Source organism: Bradyrhizobium sp. AZCC 1719 (genome assembly GCF_036924525.1).
Taxonomy (GTDB): domain Bacteria; phylum Pseudomonadota; class Alphaproteobacteria; order Rhizobiales; family Xanthobacteraceae; genus Bradyrhizobium.
Genome location: NZ_JAZHRU010000001.1, coordinates 502,381 through 522,260 on the forward strand (window position 1 = coordinate 502,381; position 19,880 = coordinate 522,260).

The 19,880-nt window shown below is 63.6% G+C and carries 21 protein-coding genes and 1 riboswitch; of the genes, 10 read left to right on the forward strand and 11 right to left on the reverse strand.

Annotation, left to right across the window (positions count from 1 at the left end):
• Positions 1–3: 3 nt before the first annotated feature.
• From ychF to V1292_RS02485, 4 genes are all read right to left on the reverse strand, one after another.
• Positions 4–1,101, reverse strand: a complete 1,098-nt coding sequence (gene ychF / locus V1292_RS02470; protein ID WP_334370162.1) for a redox-regulated ATPase YchF — start codon at positions 1,099–1,101, stop codon at positions 4–6.
• Positions 1,102–1,140: 39 nt separating this feature from the next.
• Positions 1,141–1,746, reverse strand: coding sequence for an aminoacyl-tRNA hydrolase (pth, locus tag V1292_RS02475; RefSeq protein ID WP_334370163.1), 606 nt, complete (start codon positions 1,744–1,746; stop codon positions 1,141–1,143).
• Between the two features lie 21 nt (positions 1,747–1,767).
• On the reverse strand, positions 1,768–2,490 hold the full coding sequence (locus tag V1292_RS02480; protein WP_334370164.1) for a 50S ribosomal protein L25/general stress protein Ctc: 723 nt from the start codon (positions 2,488–2,490) through the stop codon (positions 1,768–1,770).
• 338 nt (positions 2,491–2,828) lie between these two features.
• The gene (locus V1292_RS02485; RefSeq protein WP_334370165.1) at positions 2,829–3,119 is read right to left on the reverse strand and encodes an accessory factor UbiK family protein; all 291 of its coding nucleotides are present in this window, start codon (positions 3,117–3,119) and stop codon (positions 2,829–2,831) included.
• A gap of 184 nt (positions 3,120–3,303) precedes the next feature.
• Here V1292_RS02485 and V1292_RS02490 point away from each other — a divergent pair, with 184 nt between their 5' ends.
• The 4 genes from V1292_RS02490 to pgeF are packed head-to-tail and all read left to right on the forward strand — an operon-like array spanning position 3,304 to position 6,796.
• The gene (locus tag V1292_RS02490; RefSeq protein WP_334370166.1) at positions 3,304–4,038 is read left to right on the forward strand and encodes a dienelactone hydrolase family protein; all 735 of its coding nucleotides are present in this window, start codon (positions 3,304–3,306) and stop codon (positions 4,036–4,038) included.
• A 12-nt stretch (positions 4,039–4,050) separates the two neighbouring features.
• A complete protein-coding gene (gene lgt, locus V1292_RS02495) occupies positions 4,051–4,896 on the forward strand; it encodes a prolipoprotein diacylglyceryl transferase (RefSeq protein ID WP_334370167.1) in 846 nt (281 codons plus the stop codon).
• An 8-nt stretch (positions 4,897–4,904) separates the two neighbouring features.
• A complete protein-coding gene (locus V1292_RS02500) occupies positions 4,905–6,032 on the forward strand; it encodes a class I SAM-dependent methyltransferase (RefSeq protein WP_334370168.1) in 1,128 nt (375 codons plus the stop codon).
• Positions 6,029–6,796 carry a peptidoglycan editing factor PgeF gene (gene pgeF / locus V1292_RS02505; RefSeq protein ID WP_334370169.1) on the forward strand — a complete coding sequence of 256 codons (768 nt, stop codon included), beginning with the start codon at positions 6,029–6,031 and terminating at the stop codon, positions 6,794–6,796. Before V1292_RS02500 ends, pgeF begins: the two co-directional genes overlap by 4 nt.
• Before the next feature lie 4 nt (positions 6,797–6,800).
• Here the strand turns inward: pgeF and V1292_RS02510 are convergent, their stop codons facing one another.
• Positions 6,801–7,802: an NADP-dependent oxidoreductase gene (locus V1292_RS02510; RefSeq protein WP_334370170.1), complete on the reverse strand. Its 1,002-nt coding sequence runs from the start codon at positions 7,800–7,802 to the stop codon at positions 6,801–6,803.
• Positions 7,803–7,935: 133 nt separating this feature from the next.
• Between V1292_RS02510 and V1292_RS02515 the strand changes: the two genes are divergently transcribed.
• Both V1292_RS02515 and V1292_RS02520 read left to right on the forward strand, forming a co-directional pair.
• Positions 7,936–8,556, forward strand: a complete 621-nt coding sequence (locus V1292_RS02515; RefSeq protein ID WP_334370171.1) for a hypothetical protein — start codon at positions 7,936–7,938, stop codon at positions 8,554–8,556.
• 172 nt (positions 8,557–8,728) lie between these two features.
• Complete coding sequence (locus V1292_RS02520) at positions 8,729–9,682, forward strand: ribose-phosphate pyrophosphokinase (protein ID WP_213248136.1); 954 nt, start codon at positions 8,729–8,731, stop codon at positions 9,680–9,682.
• A 114-nt stretch (positions 9,683–9,796) separates the two neighbouring features.
• Here the strand turns inward: V1292_RS02520 and V1292_RS02525 are convergent, their stop codons facing one another.
• Both V1292_RS02525 and V1292_RS02530 read right to left on the reverse strand, forming a co-directional pair.
• Complete coding sequence (locus V1292_RS02525) at positions 9,797–10,612, reverse strand: SDR family NAD(P)-dependent oxidoreductase (protein ID WP_334370172.1); 816 nt, start codon at positions 10,610–10,612, stop codon at positions 9,797–9,799.
• A 67-nt stretch (positions 10,613–10,679) separates the two neighbouring features.
• Positions 10,680–11,258, reverse strand: coding sequence for a 6,7-dimethyl-8-ribityllumazine synthase (locus V1292_RS02530; protein WP_247511783.1), 579 nt, complete (start codon positions 11,256–11,258; stop codon positions 10,680–10,682).
• 77 nt (positions 11,259–11,335) lie between these two features.
• A riboswitch (FMN riboswitch) is annotated at positions 11,336–11,488 on the reverse strand.
• 186 nt (positions 11,489–11,674) lie between these two features.
• On the opposite strand from V1292_RS02530, the gene V1292_RS02535 reads away from it, so the two are divergent.
• The 4 genes from V1292_RS02535 (at position 11,675) to proC (ending at position 16,231) form a co-directional block, all read left to right on the forward strand.
• Positions 11,675–12,652 carry a Bug family tripartite tricarboxylate transporter substrate binding protein gene (locus V1292_RS02535; protein ID WP_334370173.1) on the forward strand — a complete coding sequence of 326 codons (978 nt, stop codon included), beginning with the start codon at positions 11,675–11,677 and terminating at the stop codon, positions 12,650–12,652.
• A gap of 131 nt (positions 12,653–12,783) precedes the next feature.
• Positions 12,784–14,403, forward strand: a complete 1,620-nt coding sequence (locus V1292_RS02540) for a glycosyltransferase family 87 protein (RefSeq protein ID WP_334370174.1) — start codon at positions 12,784–12,786, stop codon at positions 14,401–14,403.
• 334 nt (positions 14,404–14,737) lie between these two features.
• Positions 14,738–15,238, forward strand: coding sequence for a YbjN domain-containing protein (locus V1292_RS02545; protein WP_334370175.1), 501 nt, complete (start codon positions 14,738–14,740; stop codon positions 15,236–15,238).
• Positions 15,239–15,364: 126 nt separating this feature from the next.
• Complete coding sequence (gene proC / locus V1292_RS02550) at positions 15,365–16,231, forward strand: pyrroline-5-carboxylate reductase (protein WP_334370176.1); 867 nt, start codon at positions 15,365–15,367, stop codon at positions 16,229–16,231.
• Between the two features lie 120 nt (positions 16,232–16,351).
• Here the strand turns inward: proC and V1292_RS02555 are convergent, their stop codons facing one another.
• The 4 genes from V1292_RS02555 to V1292_RS02570 form a co-directional block, all read right to left on the reverse strand.
• Positions 16,352–16,747: a thioesterase family protein gene (locus V1292_RS02555; protein ID WP_334370177.1), complete on the reverse strand. Its 396-nt coding sequence runs from the start codon at positions 16,745–16,747 to the stop codon at positions 16,352–16,354.
• Positions 16,748–16,859: 112 nt separating this feature from the next.
• A complete protein-coding gene (locus tag V1292_RS02560; protein ID WP_171710092.1) occupies positions 16,860–17,063 on the reverse strand; it encodes a tautomerase family protein in 204 nt (67 codons plus the stop codon).
• A 120-nt stretch (positions 17,064–17,183) separates the two neighbouring features.
• On the reverse strand, positions 17,184–18,656 hold the full coding sequence (gene hisS, locus V1292_RS02565) for a histidine--tRNA ligase (protein WP_334370178.1): 1,473 nt from the start codon (positions 18,654–18,656) through the stop codon (positions 17,184–17,186).
• A gap of 283 nt (positions 18,657–18,939) precedes the next feature.
• Positions 18,940–19,830, reverse strand: a complete 891-nt coding sequence (locus tag V1292_RS02570; RefSeq protein ID WP_334370179.1) for a branched-chain amino acid aminotransferase — start codon at positions 19,828–19,830, stop codon at positions 18,940–18,942.
• Positions 19,831–19,880: the final 50 nt, after the last annotated feature.

The following is a 19,880-nucleotide window of genomic DNA, read 5'->3' on the forward strand; positions in this document are numbered from 1 at the left end:
TTCTCACGTATTAAACCTGAAATGCATCACGTCGCCGTCGGCGACGACATATTCCTTGCCTTCCAGCCTGAGCTTGCCGGCATCGCGGGCGCCGGCTTCGCCGTTCAGCGCGACGTAATCGGCATAGGCGATGGTCTCGGCCCGGATAAAGCCCTTTTCGAAATCGGTATGGATGACGCCGGCCGCCGCCGGCGCCTTGGTGCCGCGGTGGATGGTCCAGGCGCGGGCTTCCTTCGGGCCGACGGTGAAATAGGTGATGAGGTCGAGCAACTGGTAGCCGGCGCGGATCAGGCGGTCGAGGCCGGCCTCTTCCAGGCCGAGCGTCTCGAGAAACTCGGCGCGCTCCTCGCGTGACAGGGTCGCAATCTCGGATTCGATCTTGGCCGAGATCACCACCGCGACCGCGCCTTCCTTCTTGGCGTGCTCGAACACCTGTTTTGAGAAGCTGTTGCCGTCCTTGGCCGAACCTTCCTCGACGTTGCAGACATAGAGCACCGGCTTGGAGGTCAAGAGGCCAAGCATGCCGAAGGCGCGCTCTTCCTCCGGCTTGCGCTCCAGAAACCGCGCCGGCTTGCCCTCGCGCAGCAGCACCAGGGCGCGGTTAGCGAGGTCGAGCGCCTCCTTGGCGTCCTTGTCGTTGCCCTTGGCCTTTTTCGCCAGATTGTCGACCCGCTTCTCCAGGCTGTCGAGGTCGGCGAGCATCAGTTCGGTCTCGATGGTCTCGATGTCGGCCAATGGCGCGATCTTGCCTTCGACATGGGTGATGTCGGAATCTTCGAAACACCGCACCACATGCGCGACCGCGTCGACCTCGCGGATGGTGGCGAGGAACTGGTTGCCGAGGCCTTCGCCCTTCGAAGCGCCGCGGACGAGCCCTGCGATATCGACGAAGGTCAGCCGCGTCGGGATGATCTGCGCCGAGCCTGCGATCGCCGACAGCTTGTCGAGCCTGGGGTCAGGCACGGCGACTTCGCCGACATTCGGCTCGATGGTGCAGAACGGATAATTCGCCGCCTGCGCCGCTGCCGTCTCGGTCAGCGCGTTGAACAGCGTCGACTTGCCGACATTGGGCAGGCCAACGATACCGCATTTGAATCCCATAACTTGTCCTGAAGTTCGTTGCTGACGGTCGACGACGCGTCACGGCGCGCCATCATCACCCTTGTCGAAAATTCCCTTGGCCTGCAGCGCCAGATGCACCTTGTTCTGGAACGAGGAGTCGTGCCCTGCGGCCAGCAAGCCCGCATTCTCGGCCACCGCCGCGCACAGGGCTTCCACCCAGGCGCGGTCGCTCTTGGTGAAATCCGAGAGCACGTGACCGTGCACCAGCTCCTTGATGCCGGGATGGCCGATCCCGAGCCGCACCCGGCGATAGTCGTTGCCGATATGCGAGGTGATCGAGCGCAGCCCGTTGTGGCCGGCGATACCGCCGCCGACCTTGACGCGGACTTTCGCCGGCGGCAGTTCGAGCTCGTCCTGAAACACGGTGATGTCGGAGGCGCCGAGCTTGAAAAAGTTCGCGGCTTCCTGAACCGCGCGCCCGGACTCGTTCATGTAGGTGGTCGGCCGAAGCAGAACGACCTTCTCGCGATCGAGCGTGCCCTCGGATGTCTCGCCCTGAAAACGGCGGCGCCACGGTGCGAAACCGTGACGCCGCGCAATTTCATCGACGGCCATGAACCCGATGTTGTGCCGGTTGTTCGCGTATTTCGAACCGGGGTTACCTAGGCCAACAAACAGGCGCATGACGCGGCATCCTGCCGCTGCTTACTTCTTCTTGTCGCCACCAGCCGGCGCCTTGGCGCCAGCCGCCGGAGCGGCAGCTCCCGCCGCAGGCGCGGCAGCAGCAGCCGGAGCGGCACCCGCCGCCGGAGCGGCCGTGCCTGCCGCCGCGGCAGCCGCCGCAGCCTTCTGTTCTTCGGCGTAGCCGGACGGCGGCACGATGGTCACGAGCGTTGCGTCCTCACGCGACAGCGACTTCACGCCCGTCGGCAGCTTGATGTCGGACAGATGCAGCGAGTAGCTGATTTCCAGTGCGCCGGCATCGGCCTCGATGTACTGCGGAATGTTGTCGACCGAGCATTCGAGCTCGATGGTGTGGGTGACGACGTTGATGGTGCCGCCGCGCTTGACGCCGGGCGAGGTTTCGCCGTTCACGACATGCAGGGGCACGCTGACGCGGATGGTCGCGCCTTCGCCGAGCCGCAGGAAGTCGACGTGAATCGGGAAGTCCTTCACCGGATCGAGGTGGAAGTCGCGCGGAATCACACGGTGCTTCTTACCCTCGAGATCGATGTCGAACAGCGTGGTCAGGAAACGGCCGGCCAGGATGCGCTGGCGCAGTTCCTTGTCGTCGACCGAGATGGTCACGGGGGGCTGGTTGTTGCCGTAGATCACTCCGGGCACTCTCCCGGCGCGACGCTCTGCCCGGGCGGCCCCCTTGCCGCTCTGCGGACGCGCGGTCGCCTTCAATTCCTTGACGGTCGCCATCGTGTTAAGTCCTTGTTTTCTAAAAAGTTAAAGGCCGCATCGCGGCCCGTTGGCGTCCCACAGCAAGCCTCCAGGGGTGCGGGGGCTGCGGACGTGGCGGGCTTTTAGCCCCAAAGGGGCGAAATGACAAGGAAATGAAGGGATTTTTCTTGTTCTTCACCCTCCCCTGGAGGGGTCCGGACGAGCGAAGCTCGCTCGGGGGTTGACGCGAAGCGGCGGGGTGGGGTGACGGTCCATCCCCTCGATCAGTGCCCGAGTGGAGAGATCACCCCACCCCGTCTCACATTTCGCTGCGCTCCATGTGAGCCGACCCTCCCCCCAGGGGAGGGTAACAAGCCCTACCCGTCCGCCAGGACGCCGGCATCCGGCGTGGCCGGCGCAATGCCGAGCTTGGCTTCCAGAACAGCAATCCGGCTCTTTAGCGCCTCATTCTCCTCGCGCGCCAGGCGGGCCATATCCTTGACCACATCGAACTCCTCGCGCTTGACGACATCAAGATCGCGCAGGATGCGTTCGGCCTGGTTGCGCATGACGGTATCGACCTCGCGCTTGACGCCCTGGGCGGCGCCGGCGGCGTCATTCATCAAACGGCCGATCTCGTCGAAAAACCGATTGCTGGTCTGGGTCATCTAAAACGCTCCGGTCGCTGCAAATTGATCGTCACGACAAGACAATGGCAATCCCAAGCGAAACGTTCAAGAGCGCGGTTCAACGCCAACGTGACGGCCGTTCGCCTTGTCATGCTGCAGTTTCCTTGCAATCGTATCGAACAGCCAGCCAGACACCGGAATCACAACACAAAAAGCAACGCCCATGATCGACCAGCAGATCGATATTGCGACCAAGGACGGCAAGACCACGACCTTCATCACCCACCCTGAGCGCGGCGGCCCCTTCCCGGTCATCATCTTCTACATGGACGCACCGGCGATCCGCGAGGAACTGCGCGACATGGCGCGGCGGCTCGGCACGTCGGGCTATTATGTGATGTTGCCCAACCTCTATTACCGCTCCGGCGTCATGGAGCTGGGGCCGATCCCGCCGGATCCGGAAGCGCCCGAGCGCAAGCGGATGTCCGGCTTCATGAACTCCATCAATATTCCCATGGTGATGGAGGACACCAAGGCGCTGCTCGCTTATGCAGAGACGCAACCTGCCGCAAACACGAAGGTCGTCGGCACCGTCGGCTACTGCATGAGCGGCCGCTACGCGGTCAACGCGGCAACGCATTTTCCGGATCGGGTGAAGGCGGCGGCTTCGATCTACGGCACGCATCTCGCGACCGACCAGGCTGACAGCCCGCATCTGGCTGCATCGAAGACCAAGGCAGAACTCTATTTCGCCTGCGCTGAGACCGACATCTACGCGCCGCAGGAGATCATCGACAAGGTGAAGCAGGCGATGGAAGGCACGAAGAACGAGGTCGAGATCTATCCCGGCACCCATCACGGCTTCGCCTTCCCGAAGCGTCCGGTCTATCATCGCGACGCTGCAGAGCGGCACTGGGAGCGTCTGCTGGCGCTCTATCGCCGCAACCTCGCGCACTAGACCTCCCGCCCAATGCCCCTTCTCACCATAGCCTTTCCGGAAATCGATCCGGTCGCCATCTCGATCGGACCGTTCGCGATCCGATGGTATGCGCTGGCCTATATCTGCGGCATCGTGCTCGGATGGATCTATGCGCGCGCGCTGATCAGGAAAGAGAAATTATGGGGCGGGCCGGCGCCGATCGCACCCGTGCAGCTCGACGACTTCATTCTCTGGGTCACGATTGGCATCATCGTCGGCGGCCGCACCGGCTATGTGCTGTTCTATAACCCGGCCTTCTTCATCCAGAACCCCATCGCCATTTTCAAGCTGTGGGAAGGCGGCATGTCCTTCCATGGCGGCTTTCTCGGCTGCGTCGCCGCGGTGATGCTGTTTGCGCTCAAGAACAAGATCTCCATCCTGTCGCTCGGCGATATCACGACCGCCGTCGCTCCGATCGGAATATTCCTCGGGCGGCTTGCCAATTTCATCAAAGGGGAGTTGTGGGGGCGTGAGGCGGATGCCAGCGTGCCCTGGAGAATGATCTTTCCCGATGACCCGCTTCAACTTTTCCGCCATCCAAGCCAGCTCTACGAAGCGGCGCTTGAGGGTTTCCTGCTGTTCGTTGTCCTGGCGGCCATGGTCCGGATGGGCGCGCTGAAGCGGCCGGGCCTGATCCTCGGCAGCTTCATCGCGATCTACGGCCTTGCACGCATCGCCAGCGAATTCTTCCGCGAGCCCGATCCCCAGCTCGGATTTTTGTGGGGCGGGCTGACCATGGGTATGCTGTTGTCGGTACCGATGATCATTGCCGGAGCCATCCTGATCATGATGGCATGGCGCCGCGAGACGCCGCAGCATATAGAGAAGTCGATTTAAGGCAGGCCGTGACCGAATATTCGCCGTTACAGTCGGAGATCCACAAGCTGATCAGATCGTCCGGACCGATGCCGGTCTGGCGGTACATGGAGCTGTGCCTGATGCATCCCGAGCACGGCTACTACGTGTCGCGCGATCCATTGGGCCGCGAGGGCGATTTCACCACCGCGCCCGAGGTCAGCCAGATGTTCGGCGAGTTGCTCGGGCTATGGACGGCCTCGGTGTGGAAGGCGATCGGGTCGCCGCCGATGCTGCGGCTGGTCGAGCTCGGCCCCGGCCGCGGCACCATGATGGCGGACGCGCTCCGCGCGGTCCGGGTGCTGCCGCCGCTCTATCAATCGATCCAGATCCATCTCGTCGAGGTCAATCCGGTGCTGCGCGAGAAGCAGCAGGCGACGCTATCCGGCGCGCGCAACATCACCTGGCATGACAGTATCGACGACGTGCCCGAGGGCCCCGCGGTCATTCTCGCCAACGAATATTTCGACGTGCTGCCGATCCATCAGGTGGTCAAGCGCGAAACCGGCTGGCACGAGCGCGTCGTCGAGCTCGACGCCAATGGCAAGCTGGTATTCGCGGCCGCGGATGACCCGATGCCGCGCTTCGAGGTGCTGCTGCCGCCGCTGGTGCGCGCGGCCCCGATCGGCGCCGTGTTCGAATGGCGGCCGGATACCGAGATGATGAAGATCGCATCGCGGGTGCGCGACCAGGACGGCGCGGCTCTGATCATCGATTACGGACATCTGCGCAGCGACGCCGGCGATACCTTCCAGGCCATCGCCCGGCACAGTTTTGCCGATCCCCTGAAAAATCCCGGACAGGCCGACGTCACCGCCCATGTCGATTTCCAGGCGCTGGCGCGCGCGGCGGAAGACGTCGGCGCGCGCGTTCATGGCCCGGTGACGCAGGGCGAATTCCTCAAGCGGCTCGGCATCGAGACCCGCGCCGTCACGCTGATGGGAAAAACCACGGCGGAGGTTTCCGCCGATATTTCCGCCGCGCTCAAGCGCCTGACCGACTCTGGCCGCGGCGGCATGGGATCGATGTTCAAGGTGCTTGCGGTTACCGAACCAAATCTCACCTCGGTTGCAGGCCTCAGCGATGAACCGCAAGCACCGGGAGACGAAAAAGCATGACGTTCGGATCGTCGCTGCTGTCAGCCATTCCCGGGCTGCGCCACGCGTTCTTCACCCGCGAGGGCGGGGTATCCAGTGGAATTTACGAAGGACTCAATGGCGGGCTCGGCTCCAACGACGATCCGGCCAATGTCGCGGAAAACCGCCGCCGGATGGCCGAGCAGATGGGGGTTACGCCCGAGCGCTTGCTCAGCGTGCACCAGATCCATTCGCCCGACGCTGTGGTCGCGACCGGACCATGGCCGGGCGACAAGCCGCGCGCCGACGCGCTCGTCACACGCACGGAAGGCATCGCCATCGGCGTCACCACGGCGGATTGCGGTCCGATCCTTTTCGCTGACCCCGCCGCGCGCGTGATCGGTGCCGCGCATGCCGGTTGGAAAGGCGCGCTGACGGGTGTTCTGGAATCCACCATCGACGCAATGGAAAAACTCGGCGCCGACCGCTCCGGCATCGTTGCCGCCATCGGTCCGCTGATCCGCCAGCACTCCTATGAAGTCGGCAGTGAACTCGTCGAGCGCTTCATGGATGCCGATGCGGAGAATGGCGTGTTCTTCATCCCGTCAGTGCGTGCGGGTCATTCGATGTTTGATCTTCCCGGATTCATCCGCATGCGGCTGGAGAATGCCGGCATCCTGATGATCGACGACCTCGGCGTCGACACCTATTCCGACGAGCGCTTCTACAGCTACCGCCGCTCGGTGCACCGGAAGGAGCCGGACTACGGCCGCCACGTCCACGCGATCGCGCTGACGAGCGAGTAATTTCCTACTTCACCCGCAGCACCACCTTGCCCCGCGCCCGGCCGGCTTTCAGGTAGGTGAGCGCCACCGGCAACTGCTCGAAGGCAAATTCGCGATCGATCACCGGCCTGATCGCGCCGCTGTCGACCAGGTGGGCGATCTCGCGCAACTGATCGCCACTCGGCTCGGTGAAAAACCAGCAATAGCTCGCGCCGGCCTCGGCGCTTGCGGCATAGACCTTGCGGCTCATCAACCAGACCGCCGCGCGGACCAGCCAGCCCGCGCCCTCGCGGCGGGCGAAATCGCGATCGGGCGGTCCACTCAGGGAAATCACAGCGCCGCCCCGCTTCACCACCTTGAAGGCATCGACCGTGAATGCGCCGCCGAGCGTGTCGTAGACAATGTCGTAGTCCCCGCCCGCTTCGAGATAGTTTTCGCGGTCGTAGGCGATGACCCGGTCGGCACCGAGCGATTTGACGAAATCGGCGTTTTTTGAACTCGTGGTCGTGGTGACCTCGAGGCCGAGATGCTTGGCGTACTGGATCGCGAACGTGCCGATCCCGCCGGCGCCGGCGTGGATCAGAATGCGCTGGCCGGCGCGTGCCTTGACGCGCGCAAATCCCTGCAGGGTCGTCAGCCCCACCAGCGGCAGCGCCGCAGCTTCCGCATGCGAGATGGCTGCCGGTTTCAACGCCACGAATTGCTCCTGCAGCGCGATCTTCTCGGCAAACGTGCCGATCGTTTCGCGCGAGGCGCGCGCATAGATCGCATCACCCGGCTTGAAGCGGGTGGCACGCGCGCCTGCCGACAGCACGATGCCGCTGGCATCGAAGCCGAAGGGGCGCGGCAGTCGATATTTCGAGACGCGCTTTAAGTCGCCATGCACGATCTTGAAGTCGATCGGGTTGAGGCTGGCGGCATGGATTTCGATCAGGACGTCTTCGGCGCCCGGGGCCGGATCGGCGATTTCGGCAAGGTGGACATGGTCGGCGATCGCGCCATAGCCGTCGAGGACAAAGGTTCGCATGGATGATCCTGCGGCGTTGAAGAATTCTGGCAACAAGAAGGAGAGACGGGACGAGCCGGACGCAATCTTTTTGGCGAGCTTATCCACGCGCTGCCCTAGACCTTAACACATTTTAACGATATCGCAGGGAGCAATGAGGAACATCTTGATTGCTTCGTGCCTGCAAACCCCGCGCGCCTTGATCGCAGCAGTGCTGCTTGTCGTTTCTTGCGCGCTCGGTGGCTGTGCCGGCGGCGGCGCGGCCAGCGGCTCGTATGCGATGGCACCGAGCGGGGGCGGCGGTCCCACCGTGGCGTTCGAATCAATCGACGGTCCGCCGCCGCAGGTATTCGACCGGATGGTCAGCGTGCTCGACAGCGAATCGAAGCTGCGAAACCTGTCGATCGTCTCGCGCGAAGGCGGAGCATCCTACCGCGTGCGCAGCTATCTGTCGGCGCAGGTGGTTCGCGGCAAGACCGTGATCGCCTGGGTCTGGGACGTCTATGACAACGGCCAGCAGCGCGCGCTGCGCCTTTCCGGCGAAGAGCCCGCCGGCAAGGCTGGCCGCGACGCCTGGGCGGCAGCCGACGACCTCGTGTTGCGGAAAATCGCGCAGGCCGGCCTCAGCGGTCTGTCCGGCATGGTCAACGGAAGCCCGGATGCAGCGCCTGCGCCGGCCCCGGAGCGCCGCGGTCCCGCGGTCGCGAGTGCGGAAGAAACAGTACCCGCCCAGGATGCGGCCGGCGTCACGGCGCTCGGTTTCAGCGCCCAATAAACAGCCCTGTTAAAGTCCCGTATCGGCCGATTTTTGACCGGGAAAACGACATCAACGGGTTGCCAGCCGAGCCACCCGCCTGATATCTCCTCGCTCACAAAACGCGCCGGTTCCCGAGGACTTTCTCGATATGCTGAACGTTGTATCCAGCAAGGCGCGAGGAGAAGCGTTGATGGCGGCCAAGAACGGCTCGATCAAGCTGGTCGCTGGCAATTCCAACCCCGCGCTGGCCCAGGAAATCGCGAACTGGCTGCATCTGCCGCTGACCAAGGCGGTGGTCCGGCGCTTCGCCGACATGGAAATCTTCGTCGAAATCCAGGAAAACGTCCGCGGTTCGGACGTCTACATCATTCAGTCGACGTCGTTTCCGGCCAACGACCATCTAATGGAACTCTTGATCATTACCGATGCGCTGCGCCGGGCCTCCGCCCGCCGCATCACCGCGGTGGTTCCCTATTTCGGCTACGCGCGGCAGGATCGCAAGGTGGGCTCGCGCTCGCCGATTTCGGCCAAACTCGTCGCCAACCTGATCACCCATGCCGGCGTCGACCGCGTGATGACGCTCGACCTGCACGCCGGGCAGATCCAAGGCTTCTTCGACATCCCAACCGACAATCTCTACGCCTCGCCGGTGATGGTGCGCGACATCAAGGAGCGCTTCGACCTCGGCAATGTGATGGTGGTGTCGCCCGACGTCGGCGGTGTGGTGCGCGCGCGCGGGCTGGCCAAGCGCATCAATACGCCGCTCGCCATCATCGACAAGCGGCGCGAGCGCGCCGGTGAATCAGAGGTCATGAACGTGATCGGCGACTGCGCCGGCTACACCTGCATCCTGATCGACGACATCGTCGATTCCGGCGGCACGCTGGTGAACGCGGCCGACGCCCTGATCGCCAACGGCGCCAAGGAAGTCTACGCCTATATCAGCCACGGCGTGCTCTCCGGCGGCGCTGCCGCGCGCATCGCCTCGTCGAAACTGAAAGAGCTCGTGATCACCGACTCGATCCTGCCGACGGAAGCGGTCAACAAGGCTGCCAACATCCGCACGCTGTCGATCGCGCCCCTGATCGCGGAGGCGATCAGCCGCACCGCCTCGGAAGAATCGGTGTCGAGCCTGTTCGACTGAGATGTAGCTTGTAGGGTGGGCAAAGCGCAGCGTGCCCACCATTTGACGACGCCGCAATAGATGGTGGGCACGGCGCAAGAGCGCCTTTGCCCACCCTACGGCACTACCGCTCCCTCATTCAAATCCCGGTCGCGGCACCAAATTCATCAGCATATTGGCGTAGCCGCCGTCGACCATGATCTCCTCGCCGTTGACATAGGACGCGCGGTCGCTGGCGAGGAACAGGATGGCATCGGCCATGTCCTGCGGCATGCCGACCCGCCGCAACGGCACGACTGCGGCGCGGCGTTCGGTGACGCCGGGTGTATCGTAGAACGCCTGGCTCATCGGCGTGATCACCATGCCGGGACTGACGACATTGCTGCGGATGCCGTGCGGTCCCCACTCGTTGGCGAGCTGCCGCGACAGCATGATCACGCCGGCCTTGCTGACGCTGTAGGCGCCGCTCTGCCCTTGCGCATTGCTGCCGGCAATCGAGGCGACGTGAACCAGGCTGCCGCGGCCAAGCGAACGCATCTGCCTGCCGAACACCTGCGCGCAGAGGAAGTAGCCGGTCAGGTTGACGGAGAGAACGGCATTCCATTCGGCAAGCAACAAGGTGTCGAGCGCGCCGGGACGCAGCACGGCCGCGGTGTTGACCAGCACGTTGCACGGTGCAAGCGATTTCTCGATCGTCGCGGCCGCAGCGGTAACGCTCTCGACATCCGTCGTATCGCAGCGCGCGATGACATGATCGGCGCCGAGCTTGACGAGCTCGGCGCGCGTTCTCTCAAGGCCACGTTCATCGAGATCGATCGCGGCCACGCGGGCGCCGGCGTGAGCAAAACTGAGGGCAACGGCGCGGCCGATCCCACCTCCCCCTCCCGTCACCACGCACACGCGGCCTGACAGGCCGAGCCAATCGGAAGATTCCTGCGAGCTGTTGACCATCGATGGCTCCAATCGAGAGTTTATTCGTCATTGCGAGCCACTTCGTGGCTCGCAATGACGCGTCGAGCTATCCGCCAATCCCCGCCGCGACCTGGCCGCGCAGCCGCTCCAGGCTGTGTAGCGTGTTGGCGCAGGCTTCTGCGACCTCGATGCCCTTGATGACGAAATGCTTGCGGAAGAATTCGTGGTGCACGGCGCTTTCATGGAATTGCTGCGGCGTCAGCACCGCCGAGAATACCGGCACTTCGGTCCTGAGCTGCACGTCCATCAGCGCCTTGATCACGGTGTCGGCGACGAATTCGTGGCGATAGATGCCGCCGTCGACGACGAGGCCTGCCGCCACGATCGCGGTGTAGCGCCGCGTCTTGGCGAGCAGTTGCGCATGCAGCGGTATCTCGAACGAGCCCGGCACCTCGAACAGATCGACCTGCGCGCGCGTGATATGGCGCGCTTCGATCTCTTCAAGAAAGGCAATGCGGCATTCCTCGACCACGTCGCGGTGCCACGACGACTGCACGAAGGCGATGCGTTGCGGCTTGACGAAACGCGGATGCACCGGCGCCGGCGGACGCTCGGGCACGTCAGGAACGTGATGGGCTTCGGCTGCTTGGGATTGAACTTCAGGCTCTTGCAACATCTGATTCATGGCTTTCCTCTTTCAGGACCAGAATCAGGGCATACGGAACGACACCGGCCCACGCGCAAACGTGCGAGGCCGCCGCAAACCGTTCTCTTTCATCCGGACTGTAACCGTCGGCTTCGGAATCACACCGAATCTGCTGACCCTTCTGCTCTGGCGAGAAGAAGGCGCTCGCGGGCTTGGGCTACGTCACCCTTACCGCCGGTGGGGATTTTCACCCCGCCCTGAGAACATCGGCCGCCCGGAATGGACGACCTGCCTTCAGGATATGACCAACTTTGGGGCGGCAGCAAGCGTCTTTGGCATGGGGAATCGGCATGTCCCCATGCTGCCGAAACAGGGCATGTGGCCTGCCGGATCGTTGCCTTTACTCAAACCGCGGCAATTGAGATAGGCTTGCCAAGAACAGGGGGACGCTCAACATGAAAATTCTTCGTCGGAATTTCCTTAAGCTGGCCGGCGCACTCATCGCTGCACCTGCCTTGCCGCGACTGGTATCCGCGCTCGATTATCCGACGCGGCCGACGAAGATCGTGGCCGGCTTCGCTGCCGGCGGCGGCGTCGATATCACGGCGCGGCTGATCGGCCAGTGGTTGGCCGACCATCTCAAACAACCCTTCGTCGTCGAGAACCGAACCGGCGCCGGCGGCAATATCGGCACCGAGGCGGTCGTGAACGCGGCGCCCGACGGCTACACGCTATTGCTGGCGACGGTGCCGAATGCGGTGAACGCCTCGCTCTACGAAAAGCTCAGTTTCAATTTCGTCCGCGACATTGCGCCGGTCGCCGGCGTCATTCGTGTGCCGATGGTGGTGCTGGTGCACCCTGCGGTGCCGGCGCAGACCTTGGCCGAATTCATCGCTTACGCCAAAGCCAACCCCGGAAAGATCAACATGGCCTCCGCCGGCAGCGGCAGCGCGCCGCATATGGCGGGCGAATTGTTCAAGATGATGACCGGCGTCGACATGGTCCACGTCCCCTATCGCGGCCAAGGGCCGGCAATGACGGATCTCATCAGCGGCCAGGTGCAGATCCTGTTTGCCGCTGCGCCCGGTACCGCCGATCACATCAAGACCGGCAAGCTGCGCGCGCTCGCTGTGACGACGGCCATGCGCATGGCGGAGTTGCCGGAAGTTCCGACCGTAGGCGATGTCGTGGCAGGCTATGAAGCCAGCCAGTGGTACGGCTTCGCGGCGCCCAAAAACACGCCGGCCGAGATCGTCGACAAGCTCAACAAGGAGATCAACGCGGCGATCGCCGATCCCGGCATGAAGGCCCGGCTTGCCGCCATCGGCGGCGCGCCGATGCCGGGCTCGCCTGCCGATTTCGGCAGACTGATCGCAGACGAGACCGAGAAATGGGGCAAGGTGGTCCGCGCAGGCGGTCTCAAGCCGGAGTGAGACGGCGATTTGCGAACGATCCGGGACGCACCGATGCACGGCGAAACTTTCACCAATCCTTAAAGCCGGCACCCTAGAGGTGTCTATCGTGCCCAACTCCAGATCGCCCGGGCGACGCAAATGGAACAAGCGTGACACACGCCGCTGACGTTGCCGGCACGGATGCAGCAAGGCCCGCGGACCGGGCCTGGCGAACGCCAATCCTTCAGACCAATGTCCTGGTGCCGATGGCGATCGCGCTCGGCTCGTTGCTGGCCGGCGCGATCTACACCTGGTTTGCCGGCGAGGACGTCAACTGGGATTGGCAAAATTACCACGAGTACAATGTCTGGGCCGTCATCAACGGCCGCTACGGCATCGATGCCTTGCCGGCCGGCTTTCAGACCTACTTCAATCCGACCGTCTATTTCCCGCTTTACTATCTGCGCCATCTGCTGCCGGCACCCTACGGCCTGATGATCATCGGCGCGGTACACGGCCTCAATCTGCTGCTGATCTATTTTCTCGTCCGCGTCCTGCTGCGGGAAGCGGCGACGGCAAGCGCGATCGGGGCAACGGTCCTGATTGCGGCCGTCGGACCGATGACGCTTTCGGAAGTGGGCACGAGCTTCTCCGACATCCTCACCGCGCTTCCGATCGTTGCAGGCTGTATGCTGATCCTGTCGGCAAATGGATCGCATCACGGGCGCTACGTCCTCGCCGGACTGTTGATCGGCGCGGCCGTCGGGCTGAAACTGACCAACGTCGTCTATGCGCTCGGAGCGGCTGCAGCCGTGCTGGTTGCGGCCCGGCCGCTGCTGGCAACGCTCTGTCTCGGAGTTGGCGGGCTGATCGGCGCGTTGGCGACCGGCGGCGCCTGGGGGGTGATGCTCTGGCGCGAGATGGGTAATCCGATTTTCCCGCTCTTCAATGCCGTGTTCCAGTCCAAAGAACTGGTCCCGATGAACATCATGGACTGGCAGTTCATGCCGCGCGGCCTGCTGGATGCGCTGGCCTATCCATTCTACTGGCTGGTCGGCCACAACAGGAGCTCGGAATATCCGTTCCGCGATGCGCGATTTGCGGTCGCGACGCTGCTCCTCGTGTTCGGTATCGGAAGATCTCTCGTCACCCGCGTTACGATCTTCACGCAACGCGACATCCAATTCCTGCTGTTCTTCATCGTCTCCTATGCGACATGGCTCGCCGTGTTTTCGATTCAGCGCTACGCCATCGTGCTGGAGCTCTTGTGCGCGCCGCTGATCATCCTGTTGATTTCCCGCACTCTGGCTGTGCCGTTCGGAGGGATTACGCAGGGCGCATCGTCGCTGCGCGTCAATTCCGTCATGGCGGCGACAGCCCTGTTAATCGCATTATGGTCGCAACCGGGTGACTGGTTCCGCCGCCCCTGGTCCAATCCATTCAACCCCGCGATTCCCGAGCAGCTTCACCAGCCTGCAAACTATCTCATCATCGACAAGCCGCTGGCCTATGTCGCCCCGCTGCTGCCATCGCAGTCGCGGTTCTACCAGCTAGCTGACATTGCGCTGCCGATCATGTCCAACGGCACGTTCGACCGTCGCATTCGTGCCGGGCTCCAATCCCCGTTGCCGGGCGGCGCATGGGAATTGCACATGCGGGGCAAACCGATCCGCGAACGGTTGCTGGAGCGGTATGGTCTGCGCGTGGATCGTTCCAGGCCCTGCGTCGAAATCGAGGGCGCTCAGCTCGGGACCGCGATCGAGGCGTGTCCATTGGCAGCGCGCGAATAGGCCGTGCCCTCTTCGAGCACCGGCGAACGCGAAGAGGCCTTCTTAACCGTCCGTTAACCATTGTGGCGGCAAGATTCCTTAGTTCCGGAATCCGATTCCGGTTTGTTCTCAAATTTGCTTTTGTAGCCCCGAACACCTGTGGACGACGCCGGTTTGGCCTGTGGACGGACTCAGGGGTGAGTTGCGCGGATTCCGCAAATCACATCACTTGATCTCGGCAAGCCCCGGGATGATCCGCGAACGGGGGATTGCAGTCGGCGCAGCCGCATCGGTTCAACGCGCGCCGTGCTCCGCGTGCGTATCAGAAGAATTCAAGAAACAGGGTCGAGACGGCATGTCCCTCCTCGAAAGCATTATTGATTCCCGGAACAACCCGCTCGCGGCCGTCGAGGACATCGCCGCCGAAAACAACTGGGCGTTCGAGCGCTCCGGCGAAGACGAAGTCACGATCGTCTCCAAGGGGAACTGGACCGACTATCAGCTCTCCTTCACCTGGATGGCGGAGATCGAGGCGCTGCACCTGGCCTCCGCCTTCGACATGAAGATTCCCCCCGCACGCCGCGCAGAAGTGCAGCGGCTGATCGCGGCGATCAACGAACAATTATGGGTCGGCCATTTCGACATCTGGACCCACACCGGCATGATCATGTACCGGCAAGCGCTGTTGCTGCCGGGCGGGCTGACCGCCTCGACCGCGCAATGCGAGGTCATGCTGGCCGGCGCCATCCACGCCTGCGAGCGCTACTACCCCGCGTTCCAGTTCGTGGTCTGGGCCGGAAAGAGCGCGGAGGAGGCGATGACCGCGGCGATGTTCGATACCGAGGGTGAGGCGTAGGCCCCGCCGCTTCCACACGCACAGTGTCGTCCCTGCGAAAAGCAGGGACCCCCATACTCCGTGACCGCCAGGCTCAAGCAAACTGCTTGTGGCCCCTTCCGAGCTTTACTAAAACCGCCGGTGGTTATGGGTCCCTGCCTTCGCAGGGACGACGGCAGAATTCATGGTGACACCGTGAATACCAACACACTCCAAAATCTCCGCGGCACCATTGCGCTGGCCGGCGCGGGCAAGATGGGCGGCGCGATGCTGACCGGCTGGCTGGCCGGCGGGCTCGACGCAAGCCGCGTGATCGTGATCGAGCCGCAGCCGTCCGCTGAGATCGGCGCGCTGGCGGCCCAAGGCATCCGCCTCAATCCGAAGGAGGCGGTTACAGTCGATACGCTGGTGATGGCGGTGAAGCCGCAGACGTTCCGCGAAGCGGGGCCGGCGCTGAAGTCCCTCGTCGGAGCGAACACGCTCGTCGTCTCGATCATGGCGGGCACGACGATTGCGGCGCTTGAAGAAGTCTGCGGCGGCATGGTGGTTCGCGCGATGCCGAACACGCCGGCCGCGATCGGCCGCGGCATCACGGTTGCGGTCGCGGCGAAAAATGTCAGCGCCGCGCAACGCGCCACGGCCGACGCGCTGCTGCGCGCCACCGGCTCGGTCGAATGGGTCGAGGACGAAAGCCTGATGGATGCGGTGACCGCCGTGTCCGGCTCCGGCCCGGCCTACGTGTTCCTGCTCGCCGAAGAGCTCGCGCGCGCCGGCGTCGAGGCCGGCCTGCCGGCGGAGCTTGCAACGAAGCTCGCGCGCGAAACCGTCGCCGGCTCCGGCGAATTGCTGCACCGCTCGGACCTTGCTTCGGCCACGCTGCGCCAGAACGTCACCTCGCCCGGCGGCACCACGGCGGCAGCGCTGGAAGTGCTGATGGCCAAAGACGGCCTGCAGCCACTGATGATCCGCGCGATCGCCGCGGCAACGAAGCGCTCGAAGGAATTGGCGAAGTAGCGGAATCGTAGGAATCGTAGGGTGGGCAAAGGCGCACTTGCGCCGTGCCCACCATTGCGAGCACGGTGCCGGATGGTGGGCACGGCGCTCCGCGCCTTTGCCCACCCTACGGGTCAGCGGCTACTTTCCGGCAAGCCTCTTCGTGAACGTCTCCGCATTGACGAGCCCGCGGGCGTGGCGGCCGTCGCCTATTCTGCGCTCGCCTTCGAAGGCTTCGACCTCGAAGCGGATCACGCGGCGCTCGACGGCTACGACCTTTGCCGTGACGCGCACCGTCGCGCCGACCAGCGATGCGCCGAGATGGCGGATATCGACCTCGGTGCCAACCGTGATCCAGCCCGGCTGAAGATGGCTGCGGATGGCGTCGCTCGAGGTCATCTCCATTTCCAGGATCATCATCGGCGTCGCGTAGACCATCGGCATATCAGGCACGAAATGCCCGACCGTGCGCTCGGGCGGCACGACCAGCGTCCGCTCGGCGCACATGCCGATCTTGATGAAGTCGCGTGCGTCCATGGATTTGCCCTGTCATTCCGGGGCGCGAAGCGAACTATGGGGCGCCCTTGCGCCCCAGAGAATCTCGAGATCCCGGGTTCGCGCTTCGCGCGCCCCGGGATGACCTTTCAGGTCACTTCTTCGCCGCTGCAGCGCGCTCCACAAAAGTCTTGCCGCCCTTCATCTTGTGGGTGAGCGGCGCCTCGTTGATCTGGATCACGACAGCTTCCGCATCGACGCCAAGATTCTTCACCAGTGCCTGGGTGATGTCGCGCATCATGCCGACTTTCTGTTCTTCGGTACGGCCGGCGGCCATGCTGATGGTGATCTCAGGCATTCTCGTCTCTCCCTTTTTGTTTTCGTGATGACCGACTTGTGCCGGCCATCCACGACCTCTTCTATCAAACAAGACGTGGATGCCCGGGACAAGCCCGGGCATGACGCCTGGAACGAATGGCTATCCCCACTTCACATCATGGCGCGCCAGCACCTCGCGCACTTTAGCGACGATCTCGCCCTCCGCGCAGGAAAACTGCGCCGGACGAGTTTCGCGCCATTCCTGGTTGGACGCGATCGCAGCCGCCGCCTTGGCGCCCTCGATCAGATCCTTGATCTGGATTTCGCCGCGCGCCTTCTCATCCGAACCCTGGATGATGACGCAGGGCGAGTTGCGACGGTCGGCATATTTAAGCTGGTTGCCCATGTTCTTCGGGTTGCCGAGATAGAGCTCGGCGCGGATATTGGCGTTGCGCAACTGCGCGACCATTTTCTGGTAGTCGGCGACACGATCGCGGTCGAACACGGTGACCACGACCGGTCCGAAGTCGGGCCGCGTATCGAGCTTGCCCAGCATCGTCAGCGCCGCCTGCAACCGCGACACGCCGATCGAAAAGCCCGTCGCCGGTACCGGCTCGCCGCGGAAGCGCGAGACGAGTCCGTCATAACGGCCGCCGCCACCGACCGAGCCGAAGCGGACGGGGCGGCCTTTTTCGTCCTTGGTTTCGAGGGTGAGTTCGACCTCGTAGACCGGACCGGTGTAATATTCGAGGCCACGGACGACGGATGGATCGATCACGATTTGATCCGCCCCATAGCCCGACGCCGTCACCAGCTTGCTGATCGCATCGAGTTCGTCGCGACCTTCCTGTCCGACCTTGCTGTCGCGCAGCCGCGCATCGATCTGCGCGCCTTGTTCGATCGCACCGATCACCAATGCGATGTCCTCCGCCTTGAGGCCGGCACCCTTGGTGAAGTCACCCGACTCGTCCTTGCGCCCCTCGCCCAACAATTGCTGCACGCCGGAAATGCCGAGCCGATCGAGCTTGTCGATCGCGCGCATCACCGTCAGCCATTGTCCGTCATCGGCAATGCCTAGCGCATCGCGCACGCCGTCCAGCACCTTGCGGTTATTCACCTTCACCAGATAGCTGCCGCGCGGAATGCCCAGCGCTTCCATCGTGTCCGCAGCCATCATGCACATCTCGGCGTCCGCTGCCGGCGAGGCGGAGCCCACAGTATCGGCATCGAACTGCATGAACTGGCGAAAGCGGCCGGGGCCTGGCTTCTCGTTGCGATAGACGTAGCCCGCGCGGTAGCTGCGATAGGGTTTGGGCAGCGCGTCGAAATTCTCGGCTACATAGCGCGCCAGCGGCGCGGTCAGATCGTAGCGCAGCGAGATCCACTGCTCGTCGTCGTCCTGGAACGAGAACACGCCCTCGTTCGGCCGGTCCTGGTCGGGCAGGAATTTGCCGAGCGCATCGGTGAACTCCATCGCCGGCGTTTCCACCGGCTCAAAACCGTAGCGCTCGTAGACCTCGCGGATTTTCTCGACCATCTGGCGCGTGGCCGCGATCGCGGCCGGACCACGGTCTTCGAGCCCGCGCGGCAGCCGCGCCCTCAGTTTCTGCGGTTTTTTGGGTTTTTCAGCCATGGCGGCTAGGTACCAGCCGAGGCGCGGCAGGGCAACCAGGGCCTTCTTCCCTTCTCCCCTTGTGGGAGAAGGTGGCATAGGCGGCCTATGGCCGCCGTCTCTTAGAAACGCCGATGCCTCGCATCGGCTTTGGCGCCGGATGAGGGGTATCCCTCCGCGTCCAACAGTGGCCGAGCGGAGAGATCACCCCACCCCGTCTCACATTTCGCTGCGCTCAATGTGAGCCGACCCTCCCCCTCCAGGGCAGGGTAAAAAGAGATCCACCGAGGGACGAAGCTCGGCCTCACGCCGCCACGGCCTTGCCCTTTGGCTGCACTTCGGCGCTGTAGTCCGCCATCAACTGCTCGGAGATCTTGCCGGGCGTGAACTTCCACTGCGCGATCTCGGAGACCGGCGTTACTTCGGCGGCGGTGCCGGTGATGAAGCACTCGGTGAAGCTATCGAGTTCCTCCGGCATGATGCGGCGCTCGATCACCTCGAGGCCGCGACGCCTGGCGAGGTCGATCGCGATGGCGCGGGTGATGCCGGCGAGGAAGCAGTCGGCGATCGGCGTATGGATCTTGCCGTCCTTGACGAAGAAGATGTTGGCGCCGGTGCATTCGGCCACCCGGCCCTGCCAGTCCAGCATCATGGCGTCGGCATAGCCGGCGCGCTCCGCCTTGTGCTTGCTGATGGTGCAGATCATGTAGAGGCCGGACGCCTTGGCCATCGCCGGGATCGTCGCCGGATCGGGCCGCCGGTATTCGGCCATGCACATCCGGATGCCCTTCAGCTTCTCCGCCGGATCGAAATAGCTCGGCCAATCCCAGGCAGCGATGGCGAGATGGATGGAGTTGGTCGGCGCCGAAACACCCATCATCTCCGAACCGCGCCAGGCGATCGGGCGCAGATAGGCATCGGGCAGATTGTTCTTGTCGATGACCAATTGCTTGGCGGCGTCGATCTCGGCGACCGAATAGGGAATCTCGAAATCCAGAATATTGGCCGAGGCCTTCAGCCGCTCGGAATGCTCGGTGCTCTTGAAGACCTTGCCGCCATAGGCGCGCTCGCCCTCGAACACGCAGCTCGCATAGTGCAGGCCATGGGTCAGGATGTGAACATTCGCATCAGCCCACGGCACCAGCCTGCCGTCGTACCAGATGACGCCATCGATCTTGTCGAACGAAACTCCCATGGTCGCCTCCCGGATTGGCGCTGTTTCAATGAGCCGCGCGTCAGCCTCGC